Origin of the sequence: Stenotrophomonas sp. YAU14D1_LEIMI4_1 (assembly GCF_003086815.1) — a bacterium.
In the GTDB taxonomy this organism is placed as follows: Bacteria; Pseudomonadota; Gammaproteobacteria; order Xanthomonadales; family Xanthomonadaceae; genus Stenotrophomonas.
In genome coordinates this window covers 2837929-2852663 of sequence record NZ_CP025997.1, presented here as the reverse complement: position 1 = coordinate 2852663, position 14735 = coordinate 2837929, and the positions used below count along the sequence as shown (strand labels likewise).

21 protein-coding genes and 3 tRNA genes are annotated in these 14735 nt (G+C 66.7%); 11 read left to right on the top strand and 13 right to left on the bottom strand.

Annotated elements, in window-relative coordinates; translation table 11 throughout:
• The first annotated feature begins 11 nt into the window (after nucleotides 1-11).
• The 6 genes from C1932_RS13400 to C1932_RS13375 all read left to right on the top strand — a co-directional run bounded on the left by C1932_RS13400 (nucleotide 12) and on the right by C1932_RS13375 (nucleotide 2000).
• Nucleotides 12-311, top strand: coding sequence for an integration host factor subunit alpha (locus C1932_RS13400; RefSeq protein ID WP_108750195.1), 300 nt, complete (start codon nucleotides 12-14; stop codon nucleotides 309-311).
• Nucleotides 292-648 carry a MerR family transcriptional regulator gene (locus tag C1932_RS13395; RefSeq protein ID WP_005410431.1) on the top strand — a complete coding sequence of 119 codons (357 nt, stop codon included), beginning with the start codon at nucleotides 292-294 and terminating at the stop codon, nucleotides 646-648. The genes C1932_RS13400 and C1932_RS13395 overlap by 20 nt, the downstream gene beginning before the upstream one ends.
• A gap of 68 nt (nucleotides 649-716) precedes the next feature.
• Nucleotides 717-793, top strand: a tRNA-Pro gene (locus tag C1932_RS13390).
• Between the two features lie 120 nt (nucleotides 794-913).
• Nucleotides 914-1114 carry a hypothetical protein gene (locus C1932_RS13385; RefSeq protein ID WP_108762513.1) on the top strand — a complete coding sequence of 67 codons (201 nt, stop codon included), beginning with the start codon at nucleotides 914-916 and terminating at the stop codon, nucleotides 1112-1114.
• Nucleotides 1111-1455, top strand: coding sequence for a phosphotyrosine protein phosphatase (locus tag C1932_RS13380; protein WP_108762512.1), 345 nt, complete (start codon nucleotides 1111-1113; stop codon nucleotides 1453-1455). Before C1932_RS13385 ends, C1932_RS13380 begins: the two co-directional genes overlap by 4 nt.
• Before the next feature lie 185 nt (nucleotides 1456-1640).
• A complete protein-coding gene (locus C1932_RS13375; protein WP_234412140.1) occupies nucleotides 1641-2000 on the top strand; it encodes a hypothetical protein in 360 nt (119 codons plus the stop codon).
• A 13-nt stretch (nucleotides 2001-2013) separates the two neighbouring features.
• Here C1932_RS13375 and C1932_RS13370 read toward each other — a convergent pair whose 3' ends face one another.
• Nucleotides 2014-2715, bottom strand: coding sequence for an aspartate/glutamate racemase family protein (locus C1932_RS13370; RefSeq protein ID WP_108762510.1), 702 nt, complete (start codon nucleotides 2713-2715; stop codon nucleotides 2014-2016).
• A 150-nt stretch (nucleotides 2716-2865) separates the two neighbouring features.
• Between C1932_RS13370 and C1932_RS13365 the strand changes: the two genes are divergently transcribed.
• On the top strand, nucleotides 2866-3504 hold the full coding sequence (locus C1932_RS13365) for a LysE family translocator (protein WP_108762509.1): 639 nt from the start codon (nucleotides 2866-2868) through the stop codon (nucleotides 3502-3504).
• Between the two features lie 105 nt (nucleotides 3505-3609).
• Complete coding sequence (locus C1932_RS13360) at nucleotides 3610-3783, top strand: DUF1328 domain-containing protein (RefSeq protein ID WP_108750190.1); 174 nt, start codon at nucleotides 3610-3612, stop codon at nucleotides 3781-3783.
• On the opposite strand, the gene C1932_RS13355 is transcribed toward C1932_RS13360, so the two are convergent.
• The 4 genes from C1932_RS13355 to C1932_RS13340 form a co-directional block, all read right to left on the bottom strand.
• Entirely contained in the window at nucleotides 3780-4376 is a 597-nt protein-coding gene (locus C1932_RS13355; RefSeq protein ID WP_108762508.1) for a TetR/AcrR family transcriptional regulator, read from the bottom strand. The genes C1932_RS13360 and C1932_RS13355 overlap by 4 nt on opposite strands.
• A gap of 63 nt (nucleotides 4377-4439) precedes the next feature.
• Nucleotides 4440-5195 carry a transporter gene (locus tag C1932_RS13350; protein ID WP_108762507.1) on the bottom strand — a complete coding sequence of 252 codons (756 nt, stop codon included), beginning with the start codon at nucleotides 5193-5195 and terminating at the stop codon, nucleotides 4440-4442.
• Nucleotides 5196-5270: 75 nt separating this feature from the next.
• A complete protein-coding gene (locus C1932_RS13345; protein WP_108762506.1) occupies nucleotides 5271-5504 on the bottom strand; it encodes a DUF1653 domain-containing protein in 234 nt (77 codons plus the stop codon).
• A 25-nt stretch (nucleotides 5505-5529) separates the two neighbouring features.
• Nucleotides 5530-5811, bottom strand: coding sequence for a hypothetical protein (locus C1932_RS13340; RefSeq protein ID WP_108762505.1), 282 nt, complete (start codon nucleotides 5809-5811; stop codon nucleotides 5530-5532).
• A gap of 401 nt (nucleotides 5812-6212) precedes the next feature.
• Here C1932_RS13340 and C1932_RS13335 point away from each other — a divergent pair, with 401 nt between their 5' ends.
• From C1932_RS13335 to C1932_RS13325, 3 genes are all read left to right on the top strand, one after another.
• Nucleotides 6213-6419, top strand: coding sequence for a hypothetical protein (locus C1932_RS13335; protein ID WP_108762504.1), 207 nt, complete (start codon nucleotides 6213-6215; stop codon nucleotides 6417-6419).
• Between the two features lie 131 nt (nucleotides 6420-6550).
• Nucleotides 6551-7081, top strand: coding sequence for a DUF3011 domain-containing protein (locus tag C1932_RS13330; RefSeq protein WP_108762503.1), 531 nt, complete (start codon nucleotides 6551-6553; stop codon nucleotides 7079-7081).
• A gap of 172 nt (nucleotides 7082-7253) precedes the next feature.
• Complete coding sequence (locus tag C1932_RS13325; RefSeq protein ID WP_108750183.1) at nucleotides 7254-7457, top strand: hypothetical protein; 204 nt, start codon at nucleotides 7254-7256, stop codon at nucleotides 7455-7457.
• A gap of 109 nt (nucleotides 7458-7566) precedes the next feature.
• Here C1932_RS13325 and dxs read toward each other — a convergent pair whose 3' ends face one another.
• From dxs to C1932_RS13285, 8 genes are all read right to left on the bottom strand, one after another.
• Nucleotides 7567-9474: a 1-deoxy-D-xylulose-5-phosphate synthase gene (gene dxs, locus C1932_RS13320; RefSeq protein WP_108762502.1), complete on the bottom strand. Its 1908-nt coding sequence runs from the start codon at nucleotides 9472-9474 to the stop codon at nucleotides 7567-7569.
• A gap of 105 nt (nucleotides 9475-9579) precedes the next feature.
• Nucleotides 9580-10245 (bottom strand): HNH endonuclease, encoded by a 666-nt coding sequence (locus C1932_RS13315; protein WP_108750181.1) that lies wholly within the window; start codon nucleotides 10243-10245, stop codon nucleotides 9580-9582.
• A gap of 290 nt (nucleotides 10246-10535) precedes the next feature.
• On the bottom strand, nucleotides 10536-12326 hold the full coding sequence (locus C1932_RS13310) for an acyl-CoA dehydrogenase C-terminal domain-containing protein (protein ID WP_108762501.1): 1791 nt from the start codon (nucleotides 12324-12326) through the stop codon (nucleotides 10536-10538).
• A gap of 58 nt (nucleotides 12327-12384) precedes the next feature.
• Nucleotides 12385-12861 carry an LEA type 2 family protein gene (locus C1932_RS13305; RefSeq protein WP_108762500.1) on the bottom strand — a complete coding sequence of 159 codons (477 nt, stop codon included), beginning with the start codon at nucleotides 12859-12861 and terminating at the stop codon, nucleotides 12385-12387.
• 125 nt (nucleotides 12862-12986) lie between these two features.
• The gene (locus C1932_RS13300; protein ID WP_108762499.1) at nucleotides 12987-13541 is read right to left on the bottom strand and encodes a lipocalin family protein; all 555 of its coding nucleotides are present in this window, start codon (nucleotides 13539-13541) and stop codon (nucleotides 12987-12989) included.
• Nucleotides 13542-13624: 83 nt separating this feature from the next.
• Nucleotides 13625-14200, bottom strand: a complete 576-nt coding sequence (locus C1932_RS13295) for a hypothetical protein (RefSeq protein ID WP_108750177.1) — start codon at nucleotides 14198-14200, stop codon at nucleotides 13625-13627.
• A 101-nt stretch (nucleotides 14201-14301) separates the two neighbouring features.
• Nucleotides 14302-14377, bottom strand: a tRNA-Phe gene (locus tag C1932_RS13290).
• Between the two features lie 46 nt (nucleotides 14378-14423).
• A tRNA-Phe gene (locus C1932_RS13285) sits at nucleotides 14424-14499 on the bottom strand.
• Nucleotides 14500-14735 lie beyond the last annotated feature (236 nt).

Below are 14735 nucleotides of genomic sequence, written 5' to 3'. Positions count from 1 at the left end.
GGTAGCAGGCAATGGCATTGACCAAGGCGGAGATGGCGGAAAAGCTGTTCGACGAAGTCGGTCTGAACAAGCGGGAAGCCAAGGAATTCGTCGACGCGTTTTTCGATGTGCTGCGTGAAGCATTGGAACAGGGACGTCAGGTGAAGCTGTCGGGCTTCGGTAATTTCGATCTGCGGCGCAAGAGCCAGCGCCCGGGTCGCAACCCCAAGACCGGCGAGGAAATTCCCATTTCCGCCCGTACGGTGGTCACCTTCCGTCCGGGCCAGAAGCTCAAGGAGAGGGTGGAAGCTTATGCTGGATCCGGGCAGTAACCGCGAACTTCCGCCGATCCCGGCCAAGCGCTACTTCACCATTGGTGAAGTAAGCGAGCTGTGCGACGTCAAGCCGCACGTGCTGCGCTACTGGGAAACCGAATTTCCCAGCCTTGAGCCGGCCAAGCGCCGTGGAAACCGCCGCTACTACCAGCGCCACGACGTGCTGATGGTGCGGCAGATCCGCAGCCTGCTGTACGAACAGGGCTACACCATCGGCGGCGCGCGCCTGCGCCTGGACGGTCCGGATGCGCGCGAGGAATCGGCGCTGAGCAACCAGATCATCAAGCAGGTGCGGATGGAACTGGAAGAAGTGCTGCAACTGCTGCGACGCTGAACCTTTTTTCCAAGTAATCCGCTATACTTCACGGCCCGCCACACAGGCGGGGACATTGCAGCATCAGTCGGGGCGTAGCGCAGCCTGGTAGCGCATCTGCCTGGGGGGCAGAGGGTCGTCGGTTCGAATCCGGCCGTCCCGACCATTACTGCAATGAACCGAAAAGCCCGCGCATCACAGCGTGGGCTTTCTTGTTGCGCCGGTGTATGCTGCGCGCCACTCGTATCACCGCGGCTGCTGACCCCGGTCCTTACGAGAACACTGCATGTACCACCACCGAAACCGCGCCTGGCGTCGTGCCACGGCGCGCCTGCATGGCGGCGATCGCGCAACGCGCGTGGCGCTGATCAAGCCTGAAAAGAACTGGAAGCTGATGTACCTGCGCAGCGCAAAGCTGGCGCGTGCACGGCAACTGGGCTTCATCTATCCCATCCAGACCGTGCGCCAGCAGCTGGAGCAGCCATGATCAACCTGCTCTTCGTCTGCAGTCGCAACCAGTTGCGCAGCCCCACCGCCGAAGCCATCTGGCGACGGCGGCCGGGCTTCAACGCGCGCTCGGCCGGCACCAGCCCGCATGCGCGGCGGCCCATCAGCGTGCAGGATCTGCGCTGGGCCGATGTGATCTTCGTGATGGAAGCCAAGCACCAGCATCGCCTGCAGGCGCAGTTCGCGCGCCTGCTGCTGCACACGCCGCTGCACTGCCTGGACATTCCCGACGATTACGCCTGCATGGACCCGGCGTTGATGGCGCTGCTGGAAACGCGCGTGGGCGCGTGCCTGGCCCAGGGCGCAGGCACGCGCGCGTAACCGCCGGCCGTTCAGCGTGCAGACCCATACGCCCAGGTACTTCCCGTATCATCATCCGCACATCCGATCGCATCGGTATTCCTTCGCGTTCTTCGCCGCGCCAGCGGGCTGGAGCTTCCAGCCCCGGGTTGCGGCGTAGTGGCGTGCAGGCGATGTGCGGACCACGACGACCACAGGGGGTTGCGTTGATCAGCAGTATCGTCATTCATCGCTCGGCCGGCGAAGGCACGGCCGACGTGCAGGTCCTGGACACCACGTTCAAGGGCAAGCGCGTGTTCGTGTCCTGGGGCCTGCGCGGCGTCGAGTTGAGCCGCGAGGCAGAGCCGGCCGGCACCGTGGCCGCGCGCCGCGCTCTGCAGCACCTGTCACGGCAGGTGGAAGGCCCGCGCAGCGGCGAAGTGTTCATTGCCAGCCAGTCCGGCGTGGCCATCAGCGTGTATCGCTTGTTGACCGAAGCGCGCAGCGGCGATGCGCTGTTCTTCCTGTGCGATTCGCCCGCCGTGATGGACTGGCTGGAAACAGCGCTGGAAATCCAGGCGCCGTAGCGTCGAGCTGGCTCTACAAAGCGTCGGCCAGCGCGGCGTCCACCGCGGCACGGGCGTGCAGGGTGGTGGTATCGAACAGCGGTACCGGGCTGTCCTGTTCCCGTACCAGCAACATGATCTCGGTGCATCCCAGGATGATGGCTTCGGCGCCGCGCGCCACCAGGCGTGCGATCACCTCCACATAGCGCTGCCGCGAGGCTTCACTCACCACGCCGGCAATCAGCTCGCGGTAGATGATGTCGTGCACGTCGCGGCGGTCGTCGGCGTCCGGCACCAGCACCTGCAACCCGAAGCGCTCGCTCAGCCGCTTGCGGTAGAAGTCTTCTTCCATGGTGAAGGCGGTGCCGAGCAGGCCGACCGTGCGCAGGTCGGCGCGGCGGATGGCGTTGGCGGTCGGATCGGCGATATGCAGCAGCGGCAGCGGGCAGGCCGCTTCCAGTTGTGGGGCCAGCTTGTGCATGGTGTTGGTGCAGACCACCAGCAGGTCGGCGCCCCCTGCCTGCAGCCGGCGGGCGGCGTCGGTCATCTCCGCGCCCAGCGCGTCCCAGTCGCCGTCGTGCTGCAGCTGTTTGATGCGGGCAAAATCCACCGACCATAGCAGCAGCTGCGCCGAGTGCGCGCCGCCCAGCCGCTGGCGGACATCCTCGTTGATGAGGCGGTAGTACTGCGCCGAGCTTTCCCAGCTCATGCCGCCAATCAGGCCCAAGGTCTTCATGTGTGTCTCCGTGCTGGAAGCCGCATTGCAGCACAGACCGGCCCTCGCATGCCGGCTGCCTTCTGTAACCGTCGATCCGGCTCCGGGCTGTACGTACTGCCGCGCGGCGCCAACCCTTAAGCTGGTGGGCGTCCCGCGTCGAGAACAGCAATGGCCCTGCAAACCTGGTGGTGGTTCCTGGCCGCCGTATTCGTGCTGTGTGGCACACCCGGTCCGAACATGCTGCACATCCTCGGCCGTAGTGTCGGGCTGGGCTTCCGCCGCAGCGTGCCGGCCATGGCCGGTTGCCTGTTAGCCATGCTGCTGGTGCTGGCTGCGTCGGCAGCGGGTCTGAGTGCCGTACTGCGCTCATCGCCGCTGGTGTTCGACGGGCTGCGTTACCTGGGCGTGGCCTACCTGGCCTGGCTGGGTATCAAGGCCTGGCGTGACAGCCTGCAGGTGCGTGCCGCAAGCACCGGCGATGCGGCGCTGCCGGCGTTGGTGCACGGCCACGCAGCGGTGTTTCGAGGTGGCCTGCTGGTGGGCTTGAGCAATCCCAAGCTGCTGCTGTTCGCCGCGCCGTTCCTGCCACAGTTCATCGATCCGGCACGTGCGCAGGGCATGCAGTACGCGGTGCTGGTGGCCACCTTCGCTGGCTGCGAACTGTTCTGGTATGTGATGTACGCCGCCGGTGGCCATGGCCTGCGCCGCTGGCTGGCCAGGCCGTTCGCGCAGCGCTGGTTCGAACGCCTGATGGGCACGGTGTTCCTGGCGTTCGCCGTGGCCCTGCTGCGCTTCCGGCCGCGCTGAGCCGCGGCGATTTCACGCTGCAGGTGCGGCCTGTTCACGTACCTGGCATCGGCGTTTGCCTAGCCTGATCACACCAATGAATGCCCCGCAGGGGAAAGGTTTGACATGATCAAGTGGGCCATCATTTTCGCCATCATCGGCCTGATCGCCGGCGTGCTGGGCTTCGGCGGCATCGCCGGTGCGGCCGTGGGGATCGCCAAGTTCCTGTTCTGGGCAGGCATCATCATCGCTGTGATCCTGTTCGTGCTGGGCATGAAGGTTGCCAAGAAGGTCGCCTAGGCTGCCGCCGGCAGGGTCTCCGACGGCGAACGGCACAGCTTCAGTGCTTCCTGCGCCATGGCCAGGGCATTGCGGCGCTCTTCCTCGCCAAGCGGTTGTCCGTAAGCCGTGGCCCAGTAGCCATCGGCCACGCAACGTGCGGCGTACAGACGTGCGTCGCACGCCTCGGCGGGGAATTCGGCCAACAGGCGCCGCATCCACGCACGCCAGTGCGCCAACAGGGCTGGTTCAAGCAGATGGGCCAGGCTCAGGCCGATATCGTTGGCCTGTTCCTGCTGCAGCAGGTGGTCGAAGCAGGCGCGCACATAGGCGCGGCTGGAGCGGCCGTAGGCGATGTCATCCTGCTCGAGCAGGAAGCGTACGTGCACTTCGAAATCGTCGGTGAGTGCGGCCAGGGCAGCGTCGATCAAGGCCTGCTTGTTGGCGAAGTGGTGGAACAGCGCGCCCTTGCTGACACCTGCGGCATCGGCCACCTCCTGCACGGTCAGCGCAGCCAAGCCGTGCTGGGCGATCAGGCGGGCGGTGCACAGCAGCAGCGCTTGGCGCACGCTGTCCGGTGCGTTGCGGCGGATACGGGGAGAAGGGGCGGACATACGGAAGAAACCGACTGGACGGTATGCATGATACCGCGCGTCATCGCCGCACCGTCCGCCTCGTCAATCGAAGTAGACCGCCAGGCCGGTGCCGACCTGCAGGTCCGGGCTGTCGGCATCGAGGCCGGCGTCGAAGGAGGCGTCCAGCTGCACGCGCGGGCGCAGCATCCAAGTGATCCCCGCACCGGCCACGCGCTGGTCCGGCGCGCCGCGGCTGTGGGTCAGGCCGGCTTCGACAAACAGGCTCAGGCGGTCAGTGGCCGCCAGTGACAGGCTGGGCGACCAGGTGGTGCTGCGCTCGCCGTCGCCGCGCTGGTGGCTGCCATACAGCGCGGCGCTCCAGCGTTCGCCCAGCGCCTGTTCCACGCTGAGCGCGAGCGCGTACTGGTGCCCTTCGCTGAAATCGGCATCGCCACGGGCCACCACGGCACTGGCCAGCAGCGCCCACGCGGTGCGCTCGGTGCTGCCTGGCCCAGCCCATTTCAGGGCTAGCTGGGTATCGCCGCTGCCGTGCTGGCGTTGGGTCGGCAGGTCCGCGCTGCGCACGCTCTGGCGCTGCCACGGGGTGGTCGACACCTGCAGTTCCAGTTGCCCTGAAAGCCCGGTGCGCAACAGGACGTCGCCCGCCAGCGAGCGGGTGCGCACGCCATCGCGGTCACGGTCGCGTTGCCAGGTGGGTAGGCCGACTTCCAGTGCCAGCGCGCCGCGCGGCACCGTATCGGTGCCGAAGCCGAGGCCGGGACGATCAAAGGCCGGCAGTTCGTCGGCCAGGGCCGGCGTGGCCAGCAGCCACAGGCACGGAATCAGGAGGCGGCGCATGGGCGAGGCGATCCGGCAGGAAGTCACCTGCAGCATGCGCGGCGCGCCCGTGCGCAGCGCGTGAGGTCGCGGCGATCAGTCGCCGATGCGGGCGAAGCGCGGCTGCGGGCCGTCGGCGCCGGGCACCTGCTCGACGAACATCGGGTAGGGCCGCACCCACAGCTCGCCTTCGCCGTACAGCGCGCGGTACAGCACCAACGGTTCCAGGGTCTCGCTGCTGCGCACGATATCCACGACCTGGTACAGGCCGCCCTTGAAGTGGCGGTAGCGGCCCGGGGCCAAGGCGGGCAGGGGGGACAATTCGGTCATCGGGAATCTCGCGGGGGGGCTGCTGTCAGGGGCGGGCCGGGTGCGGCGGCGCGGCACACCAGGCACCGATGGCCTCGGCCGTATTGGCCAGACCCTGTGCCTGGGCCAGTTCCCAGGGCCGTTCGCAGCGCTGGCTGCGCGCGCACCACTGGTAGCCGGCCGAGCCGATGCAGCCGTGTTCGTCGCGATCGCCACCTACCTGCGCAGGCGCCGGCGGCGACGCGGCGCTTTCGGCCGGGGTGGTCGATGGCGGCGCACAGGCCACCAGCAGCGCGCACAGCGCTGGGATCAGCAAGGCGAGTCGCATGGTGATGGCCCTAGGCTTGAAAGCGTCATTTTCAGGCGCTTTCAAGCCAGTCGGCAAGCGCTTACGTCAACGAAGCGCGCAGCAGTTCTTCAATCAGCACGACGTAGCAGGCAACGAAATAGAACTTCAGCAGCGTGGAACGCTGGGTGGAAAGCAAGGTGCGCATGTGGAAGGGGCCCCCGTTGGTGACGATAGTGTGAAACGACTGCGACTTCGTGACAAGGGTCACGAATTTTCTTCACTAAACGTCCTCAGGGATGTGACGAGGCCGCCAGCCCGCGCTTTGCGTACGGATTTTTCGGACAAATCTGATAGGCGTCCCCGGAACCGCTGGCTACCGTATCCCCCATAGCACCGGTCGGGGTTCCCCGACCTGGATTTTCCAACTGCAGGAGCTCGAGATGGTCATCACCGTCCAATGCCACGCCCAGCGCTGGTCGCTCATCGATCCCCGCTCGCAGGAAGTGCAGGCCTTCGACAGCGGCGCAGTCGCCTTCGACACGGCCGCCGCCCACGCCAGCGAGCACCACCACCGGACCGGGCAGAGCAGCACGGTGCGGGTGGCCGCGCTGGGCAACGCCGTGGACGCCCTGCGCTTCGGGCACTGAGCGGGCCAGCGGGTGGTCAGGTCGCGTTCGGTTGTTTGAACGCATCAGGAACCGCTGCCGTTTCCCCCTCTGTGCGCGCCGGGCCGAATCCCCGATGCTTGGCTCCATCGTATTCAGGTGGAGAAAGATGGATGGGCAAGGAACTGCGTGGATGGACGCTGGGCGCTCTGCTGCCCCTGCTGGCGCTGGCCGGCACGGCGCAGGCCCAGCGCTACGGCTACGACGAGCGTTACGACGATCGCGGCAGCAGTGGCATCGTGCGCTGCGAGTCGGTGAAGGGGCGCAGCAACGAATGCCGTCTGGACGGGCGGGCGCGCTTGATCCGCCAGCTGTCCGGCTCGCCGTGCGTGGAAGGTGATACCTGGGGCCAGTCGCGGTCGGGCGTGTGGGTGACCCGCGGCTGCCGCGCCGAGTTCGTCGGTGAATCCCGGGGTGGATGGGGCGGTGGCCACGGCTGGGGCGGTGGTAACAGTGGCGGCCAGGTGATTGCCTGCCATTCCAACGATCATCGCCAGCAGTACTGCGATGCGCGGGTGCGCCGCGGCGTGCGGCTGGTGCGGCAGGAATCGCGCAGCGCCTGCATTGAAGGCCGCAGCTGGGGCTGGGACCGTCGCGGGGTCTGGGTGAGTGATGGCTGCCGGGCGCAGTTCCAGGTGAACTGACGCGCGCGTCGGATTGCGAGCGAATCAGAAAAATCTGATAGCGATCACAGTTTTTTCATCGTATTGTCGGCAACCGGGACGTCATGGACGCCCCGGCCCGCGTCGCTGCCCGGCCCAGGAAGGGCTCGCCTCCGTCGCGGTTTCATACGCTGTTCCAAGGAGTGAGCAACGCATGTTGATCCGACTGCAATGCGAGCAGCGCCAGTGGCGCGTGCTGCACCCGGACAGGCCCGAACCGATCGGGTTCCGCGATGGCGTACGCGCCTTTGATTTCGCCGAAACCCTGGCCCGCCTGCATTTCACCGACACCGGCCAGCGCGCCGCCGTGCGCGTGGAAGCCAGCGGCGCATTTGTCGAGGCGATCAGCTACGGCTGAGGCGGCCATCCACGCATGGCGTGGATCTACCGGGGCGTCGAGGTTGGGGTCAGAGCCCTTTCCTGCGGAAAGGGATCCGACCCCTTATCCACGCGTGGCGTGGATCTACTCAGCTGGCCGCGCTCAACGGTGCCGCGCCATTGGCCAACTGCGGCCAGCGCTTGAGCACCGCCGCACGGATGCCGGCCGCGTCGATCCCGGCCTCGGCCAGCAGGTCTTCGCGGCTGGCATGGTGCTGGAAGGCATCGGGCAGGCCCAAGTGCAGGATCGGGCGCAGCACGTCTTCTGCATTCAGCAACTCGCCCACGGCCGAGCCAGCGCCGCCGGCCACTACGTTGTCTTCGATGGTCACCAGGCCCTCGTGCTGGGCGGCCATGGCCAGCACCAGCTCGCGGTCCAGCGGCTTGATGAAGCGCATGTTGACCACGCTCAGGCCCAGTTCGCGGCCCACCTGCTCGGCGGCCGGAACCGTGCTGCCGAAGGCGAGCAGGGCGATGCGGCTGCCCTGCACGCGCAGCTCGCCCTTGCCGATCGGCAAGGTGGAAAGATCGTTGCCGGCGGCAACGCCGGTGCCGCTGCCGCGCGGGTAACGCACCGCGGCCGGGCCCGGGTGCTGCAGGCCGGTGCTGAGCATCTGCCGGCACTCGGCCTCGTCAGACGGGGCCATCACCACCATGTTCGGCACGCAGCGCAGGAAGCTCAGGTCCAGGTTGCCGGCATGGGTGGCACCGTCCGGGCCGACCACGCCGGCGCGGTCGATGGCGAACAGCACGTCCAGGTCCTGGATGGCCACGTCGTGCACCAGTTGGTCGTAGGCGCGCTGCAGGAACGTGGAATAGATCGCCACGACCGGCTTGCCGCCCTGGGTGGCCATGCCAGCGGCCAGGGTGACCGCGTGCTGCTCGGCGATGGCCACGTCGAAGTAGCGCTGCGGGTATTCCTTGCTGAAGCGCACCAGGCCCGAGCCCTCGCGCATGGCCGGGGTGATGCCGTACAGGCGCGGTTCGGCGGCGGCGGCATCGCACAGCCAGTCGCTGAACACATCGGTGTAGGTGAGCTTCTTGGCGCCGGCCTTGGCCACCAGGCCCTTGTCCGGATCAAACGGCCCCACGGCGTGATAGCCGATCTGGTCGCCTTCGGCGGGCTCGTAGCCCTTGCCCTTGGTGGTCATCACGTGCAGCAGCTTCGGCCCCTTGGAGGCGCGCAGCGTCTTCAGCGTGGACAGCAGGGCCGGCATGTCGTGGCCGTCGATCGGGCCGGTGTAGTGGAAGCCCATTTCCTCGAACATCGTGGAGGGCACGAACATGCCCTTCCAGTGTTCTTCCCAGCGCTTGACGAAGCGCGCGGGATTGTTCTTCTTGTCGCCCAGGATCTTCTTGCCGCCTTCGCGCAGTGCGTTCAGCGTGCGGCTGCCGGTGGCGCGGCCGAGCATCTTGGTCAGCCCGCCGACAGCCTCGGAAATCGACATGTTGTTGTCGTTGAGGATCACCAGCAGGTTCGGTTCGGGGTCCATGCCACCGGCGTGCATCAGCGCTTCGAAGGCCATGCCGGCGGTCATGGCGCCATCGCCGATCACCGCCACCACCTGGCGTTCATCGCCGGCGGCCTGGCGCGCGATGGCCATGCCCAGCGCCGCGGAAATGGAGGTGGACGAATGGCCGACCCCGAAAGTGTCGTACTCGCTCTCCTCGCGCTTGGGGAACGGCGCGACGCCGTCCTTCTGCTTGACGGTGTGGATCTCGTCGCGGCGGCCGGTGAGGATCTTGTGCGGGTAGGTCTGGTGGCCCACGTCCCAGACCAGCTGGTCGTGCGGGGTCTTGTACAGGTAATGCAGCGCCACGGTGAGTTCGATCACGCCCAGGCCGGCGGCGAAGTGGCCCCCGCTCTTGCCCACCGATTCGATCAGGTAGGCGCGCAGTTCATCGGCGACCGCGCGCATCTCGGATTCGTCGAACGTGCGCAGGTCATCCGGGGTGCGGATGCGCGCGAGGCGGGGATAGCGGGCAGAGTCGATCATCGTGTTCGCACTTGTTCTGAACGGCCATTTTCGCCCTCAATCGGGGGTGGGGCAAGCAAACGCCGCTATCCGTGACAGGACAGTGACGGTTGCCGGTGGCGGTGTTCAGGTGCTGAGCTTGGAACGCTTGGGCAACTGTGCCTTCAGGAAGGCCATCTGGTCGGCCAGGATGTTGCGGTTGGACAGGATCAGGTGCTCGATCCAGCTGGGCCGGTACGGTACTGCCAGCAAGGGCATGCCAGCCTGCTGCGGGGTGCGGTCGCTCTTGCGCGAATTGCAGTGGAAGCAGGCGGTGACTACATTTTCCCAGCAGTCCAGGCCGCCCTTGGACAGCGGAATGACGTGGTCGCGGGTGAGCGTGGGGCGGTTGAACTGCTGGCCGCAGTACAGGCACAGGTGTGCATCGCGGGCGAACAGGGCCGGGTTGGTCAGGTTCGGGGTGGGGTCGATGGCGCGCGAACGGGCGTGGCCACGTGCGGCGATGATCGGGTGCAGGTCCATGCCGCTCTGCGTGCCGCTGAGCCGGTTGGTGCCACCGTGGATATGCAGGCAGGGGTCGCCCAGGGTCCAGGCCACGGCGTCGCGGGCGTAGAGACAGGCTGCGTCCTGCCAGGTGATCCAGTCCAGTACACGGCCGTGGGCGTCCAGGGACAGCAGCCTGACCGTTCCGGGGCGGTGCAGGGTGCCTGCGTTGGGCGATGCTTCGGCGCCCGGAGCAGAAAACGAGGCTCCGGTTTCGATCAGACCCAAGCGTGTAGTGTCTGTCTCCATCGGGAAAACAGCTTATACCTGAATGTTGACAATTTGTGTATCGCCCGTTGGGCGTTACACAAATTGTCAACATCCAGGTCCGCGCATTCCTCCTATCCCCCGCGCCATTGGCGCGCCCCCCTTAACAAAGGGGGGGCTTTTCTCCAGACAGAGGGTCGGGGGCTGCCGGGTCGGGGTCGGATCCCTTTCCCGCAGGAAAGGGCTCTGACCCCAGATCCAATCGCCGCGGGGCGCGGTCGGGGTCAGAGCCCATTCCCGTAGGGAATGGGATCCGACCCCGGGGCTCCGGCTCAGGCGCCGAAGCGTTCGTCGTCCATGGCCATCAGCGGGGCGGCGCCGGCTTGGATGGCGGCGGCGTGGCTGAGGGTGCGCGGCAGCACGCGGGCGAAGTAGAAGCGCGCGGTTTCGCGCTTGCCCTGGGCGAAGGCGGCGCCGTGTGCGCTGGCATCGGCGGCGGCCACGCTGCGTGCCCACCAGTAGGCCAGCACCACGTAGCCGGAATAGAACAGGTAGTCGTAGCTGGCCGCGCCCAGTTCGTCCGGGTTGCCGGCCGCGCGCTGCAGTACGTCCATCGTCAGCTTGCCCCATTCGGCGGCCTTGGCGCGCAGCGGGCCGATGAACTCGGCCAGGGCCTCGTTGCCCTCGTGTTCCTTGGCGAAGGCTTCGATCTCGGCCAGCATCAGCTTCAGGCCGGCGCCCTGGCTGGAGGCGGTCTTGCGGCCGATCAGGTCCAGCGCCTGGATGCCGGTGGTGCCTTCGTACAGCGTGGTGATGCGGGCGTCGCGCGCCAGCTGCTCCATGCCGTGTTCGCGGATGTAGCCGTGGCCACCGAAGCACTGCAGCGCGTTGTAGGTGTTCTCGATGCCCCATTCGGTCTGGCAGGCCTTCGAGATGGGGGTGAGGAAGCTGACCAGCGTGTCGGCGCGCTCGCGCTCGGCCGCATCATCGGCGCTGTGTGCCACGTCGATCAGGGTGGCCGCATGCAGGGCCAGCAGGCGGCTGCCTTCCACCAGCGACTTGATGGTCAGCAGCATGCGCCGCACGTCGGGATGCACCAGGATCGGATCGGCGGCCTTGTCCGGGAACTTCGCCCCGCTCAGGGCGCGCGACTGCAGGCGCTCGCGGCTGTACTTCAGCGCGTTCTGGTAGGCGCGCTCGGACAGGCCGATGCCCTGCAGGCCAACGCCCAGGCGCGCAGTGTTCATCATGGTGAACATGGCCTGCAGGCCCTTGTGCGGCTGGCCGACCAGGTAGCCCTGCGCACCGTCGAAGTTCATCACGCAGGTGACCGAACCCTTGATGCCCATCTTGTGCTCGATCGAGCCGCAGCGCAGTGCGTTGCGCTCGCCGACATTGCCGTCGCGGTCGACCTTGAACTTGGGGGTGACGAACAGCGAGATGCCCTTGGCGCCGGCCGGTGCGTCGGGCAGCTTGGCCAGCACCAAGTGCACGATGTTTTCGGTCAGATCATGTTCGCCGGCGGTGATGAAGATCTTGGTGCCGGTGATCGCATAGCTGCCGTCGGCGTTCGGCTCGGCCTTGGTCTTCAGCAGGCCCAGGTCGGTGCCGCAGTGCGGTTCGGTCAGGCACATCGTGCCGGTCCAGCGCCCTTCGATCAGCGGCTTCAGGAAGGCGTCGTGCTGCCACGCTTCGCCATGCTGCTTCAGCGCTTCAATGGCGCCGTGGGAGAGCAGCGGGAAGTTGCCCCAGGCCAGGTTGGCGGCGTTGATCATTTCATTCAGCGGCACGCCCAGGGTGTGCGGCAGGCCCTGGCCGCCCAGTTCCGGCGAAGCGGTCAGGCCGGTCCAGCCGCCTTCCACGAACTGGTCGTAGGCCTGCTTGAAGCCGGGCGGGGTGGTCACTTCGCCGCTGGTCTGGTCGAGCACGCAGCCGATCTCATCGCCCACGCTGTTCAGCGGCGCCAGCACGCTGGCACTGAAACGGCCGGCTTCTTCCAGCACCGCATCGACCACGTCGGCGGTGGCGTCGGTGAAGCCCAGGCGGGCGAACAGCGGTTCCACCTTGAGCACGTCGTGCAGGGCGAAACGGAGGTCGGAAAGCGGTGCGGTATAGCTGCTCATCGGGTACGTCTCGATCAGGGAATGGGGAGCGGCGACGCGCGCCGCTGCAGGGAAGGACTCAGCGCAGCACGCCGGGCAGGCCGGGGGCCTGGTTCAGGGTGCTGCGGCCGGAAATATCGAAACTGCGCTGCTTCTTGTCTTCGGGCGTGGCCGCGACCGTGCCCTTCAGGCTGTAGGCCAGGGTGCGGTTGCCGGCCAGCGCGTCGGCCACCACCAGGCGCGCGGCGGCGCTGGGGGTGAATTCAAGGGTGACCACATCGGCCGACACCCCGCCGATGGAAATGGCCGGGCGGGCCTGCAGGATGCCCGCCTCGGTGTCGCCGACGGTCAGTGCCAGGGCCACGTCATCGAAGGTCATGGGCATGGAGCTGAAATTCTGCAGGCGCAGGGCCACGGTCCAGCCGCCGTCGGCGCGCACGGTCAACTGCTGCAGGCTGGCCGCCGGTTCCGAAACACGCTTGACGATGCCATCGCTGCAAGCAGCCAGGGCCAGGGTACACAGGATGATCAAGGCGATACGGAAGCGGTGGAGCATGGGCGCAGGTCCTCTGGGAGCAGTGCGTGGAGTAAGCATACTACGGCGTATGGTTGAATGGATCGCCGCTGGCGACCTTCACAAGGGTAGCGTGTGAAGATGGCGCGCTGCTGTCACCGCCACGCTCAGGGCGATGCGGTCTCAACCAGCGGCGCCATCATCCGCAGCGGCGCCAGGTCGTAGCCCATCTGCTCGGCCCGAGCCTTCAACTGTTCGAACAGGGCGCGGTCCATGCGCGGTTCGCGCGACAGGATCCACAGGTACTTGCGGTCCGGTTCGCCGACCACGGCCCACTGATACTCCGGGTCCAGGGCGATCACCCAGTAATCGGCCCAGACCAGCGGCACCCAGCTCAACCAGTCCGGAGCGAAACGCACTTCCAGCTGCCCGGGTTGGCCGGCCACCGGGCGTGCAACGCCGTCTGCCTGCAGATAATCGCCTTCGCCGGTGCGGCAGCGGTTGCGCACGCTGATCCGGCCGTCCTGGCGCAGACCGTAGGTGGCGGTGATGTCGGCCACGCACTTCTTCTGGAACGACACCGGCAGGTGGGCGATTTCGTGCCACTGGCCGGCATAGCGGTCGATATCCAGCGCATCGACCGCGCGCACCGGTTCGGCCGCAAGGGCAGCGGGCGTAGTAATAAGCAACAGGCAGGCAAGCAGGGCAGGGCGCAGGTGCATCGGCGGGCTCCGGGCGTGAGTTTCGAGCGTAGGCGAGTCGCTGAGGCGGGATGTGAATGGCACCCCCTGCACGCAATTGGTGGCTACTTTCCGAACGGGGCGTGGCTGGATTCCTCGCCGTCGTGGGTCAGGGTGCGGGTATGCAGCATGCCCTTGCCCATGTCCCACTTGAACAGGTCCACGCCACCGCCGCCCTCGCCGTTGGCGCGCAGGCGCACCACGCCGCGGGTCTGGTTGTCCGTCAACAGAATCTGCGACGCGCCCTCGGCATCGACCATCAGGCCAATACGGTCGCGGACAGGGGCCTCGCCCCGGCCTATCGGCGCGTCCAGGGCAAGACTCGCAGCGCCGTCGTCGAACGTTGCAATGCCGCCGCGTTCAGCTCCGGTGGCATCGAAGATGAGCAATCCAGCCGATCGGCTGCGCCTGCCGTCATCCATGTCGTCCTGGCTGATCTCCACGCGCACGGTTCCGCGATCGTCCAGCACCTGCAGTCTGCGTGTGGTCAATTCATCGATGTGCATAGGCGTATGGCCCTGCATGACCAGCCAGGCGATGGTGGCTGCCATGGGCACCAGCAGGAGAGCCAGGCTGGCGACCAGCCAATGCAGGCGTCGCAGCGCCCGATGCAGTTGGGGCAGGGTGGGGCTGTCGTCCATGTCGTCCTCGCTCCATGCGGTGAGTCAATGAACCTACTACAGATCGACGACAGCGAAGCGGGCAAAAAAAAAAGACCTGCATTTCTGCAGGTCTTCATACATGGTGGCCGAGGACGGAATCGAACCGCCGACACGGGGATTTTCAATCCCCTGCTCTACCAACTGAGCTACTCGGCCCTGTATCTGGAAAAAAAAGACCTGCATTTCTGCAGGCCTTCGAAAGTGGTGGCCGAGGACGGAATCGAACCGCCGACACGGGGATTTTCAATCCCCTGCTCTACCAACTGAGCTACTCGGCCACTTGTTTCGTTGCAGCGAGGTCGCTGCCGAGGACGCGCATGATACGGAGGTAGACCGAATTCGGCAAGCGTTTTGGCAAAAAACCTTCACATTGCCGTCTGCGCGCGCGCAAGTGCTTGATCCTGCGTGCGCGGCGGAATGCAGGCCGCCGGTGGGCGGGGATGGTGGCTTCGGCCTGCTGCAGGGGCGCAACTTCGGCAAGCGGGTGGTGAAGCTTGATTGAGCCTGCCAAGGC

What these genes read in the sequence shown, in the direction of transcription:
- C1932_RS13400 (WP_108750195.1), top strand. Translation starts at nt 12, where the DNA reads ATGGCATTGACCAAGGCGGAGATGGCGGAAAAGCTGTTCGACGAAGTC.
- C1932_RS13395 (WP_005410431.1), top strand. Translation starts at nt 292, where the DNA reads ATGCTGGATCCGGGCAGTAACCGCGAACTTCCGCCGATCCCGGCCAAG.
- C1932_RS13385 (WP_108762513.1), top strand. Translation starts at nt 914, where the DNA reads ATGTACCACCACCGAAACCGCGCCTGGCGTCGTGCCACGGCGCGCCTG.
- C1932_RS13380 (WP_108762512.1), top strand. Translation starts at nt 1,111, where the DNA reads ATGATCAACCTGCTCTTCGTCTGCAGTCGCAACCAGTTGCGCAGCCCC.
- C1932_RS13370 (WP_108762510.1), bottom strand. Translation starts at nt 2,715, where the DNA reads ATGAAGACCTTGGGCCTGATTGGCGGCATGAGCTGGGAAAGCTCGGCG.
- C1932_RS13365 (WP_108762509.1), top strand. Translation starts at nt 2,866, where the DNA reads ATGGCCCTGCAAACCTGGTGGTGGTTCCTGGCCGCCGTATTCGTGCTG.
- C1932_RS13360 (WP_108750190.1), top strand. Translation starts at nt 3,610, where the DNA reads ATGATCAAGTGGGCCATCATTTTCGCCATCATCGGCCTGATCGCCGGC.
- C1932_RS13355 (WP_108762508.1), bottom strand. Translation starts at nt 4,376, where the DNA reads ATGTCCGCCCCTTCTCCCCGTATCCGCCGCAACGCACCGGACAGCGTG.
- C1932_RS13350 (WP_108762507.1), bottom strand. Translation starts at nt 5,195, where the DNA reads ATGCGCCGCCTCCTGATTCCGTGCCTGTGGCTGCTGGCCACGCCGGCC.
- C1932_RS13345 (WP_108762506.1), bottom strand. Translation starts at nt 5,504, where the DNA reads ATGACCGAATTGTCCCCCCTGCCCGCCTTGGCCCCGGGCCGCTACCGC.
- C1932_RS13340 (WP_108762505.1), bottom strand. Translation starts at nt 5,811, where the DNA reads ATGCGACTCGCCTTGCTGATCCCAGCGCTGTGCGCGCTGCTGGTGGCC.
- C1932_RS13335 (WP_108762504.1), top strand. Translation starts at nt 6,213, where the DNA reads ATGGTCATCACCGTCCAATGCCACGCCCAGCGCTGGTCGCTCATCGAT.
- C1932_RS13330 (WP_108762503.1), top strand. Translation starts at nt 6,551, where the DNA reads ATGGGCAAGGAACTGCGTGGATGGACGCTGGGCGCTCTGCTGCCCCTG.
- C1932_RS13325 (WP_108750183.1), top strand. Translation starts at nt 7,254, where the DNA reads ATGTTGATCCGACTGCAATGCGAGCAGCGCCAGTGGCGCGTGCTGCAC.
- dxs (WP_108762502.1), bottom strand. Translation starts at nt 9,474, where the DNA reads ATGATCGACTCTGCCCGCTATCCCCGCCTCGCGCGCATCCGCACCCCG.
- C1932_RS13315 (WP_108750181.1), bottom strand. Translation starts at nt 10,245, where the DNA reads ATGGAGACAGACACTACACGCTTGGGTCTGATCGAAACCGGAGCCTCG.
- C1932_RS13310 (WP_108762501.1), bottom strand. Translation starts at nt 12,326, where the DNA reads ATGAGCAGCTATACCGCACCGCTTTCCGACCTCCGTTTCGCCCTGCAC.
- C1932_RS13305 (WP_108762500.1), bottom strand. Translation starts at nt 12,861, where the DNA reads ATGCTCCACCGCTTCCGTATCGCCTTGATCATCCTGTGTACCCTGGCC.
- C1932_RS13300 (WP_108762499.1), bottom strand. Translation starts at nt 13,541, where the DNA reads ATGCACCTGCGCCCTGCCCTGCTTGCCTGCCTGTTGCTTATTACTACG.
- C1932_RS13295 (WP_108750177.1), bottom strand. Translation starts at nt 14,200, where the DNA reads ATGGACGACAGCCCCACCCTGCCCCAACTGCATCGGGCGCTGCGACGC.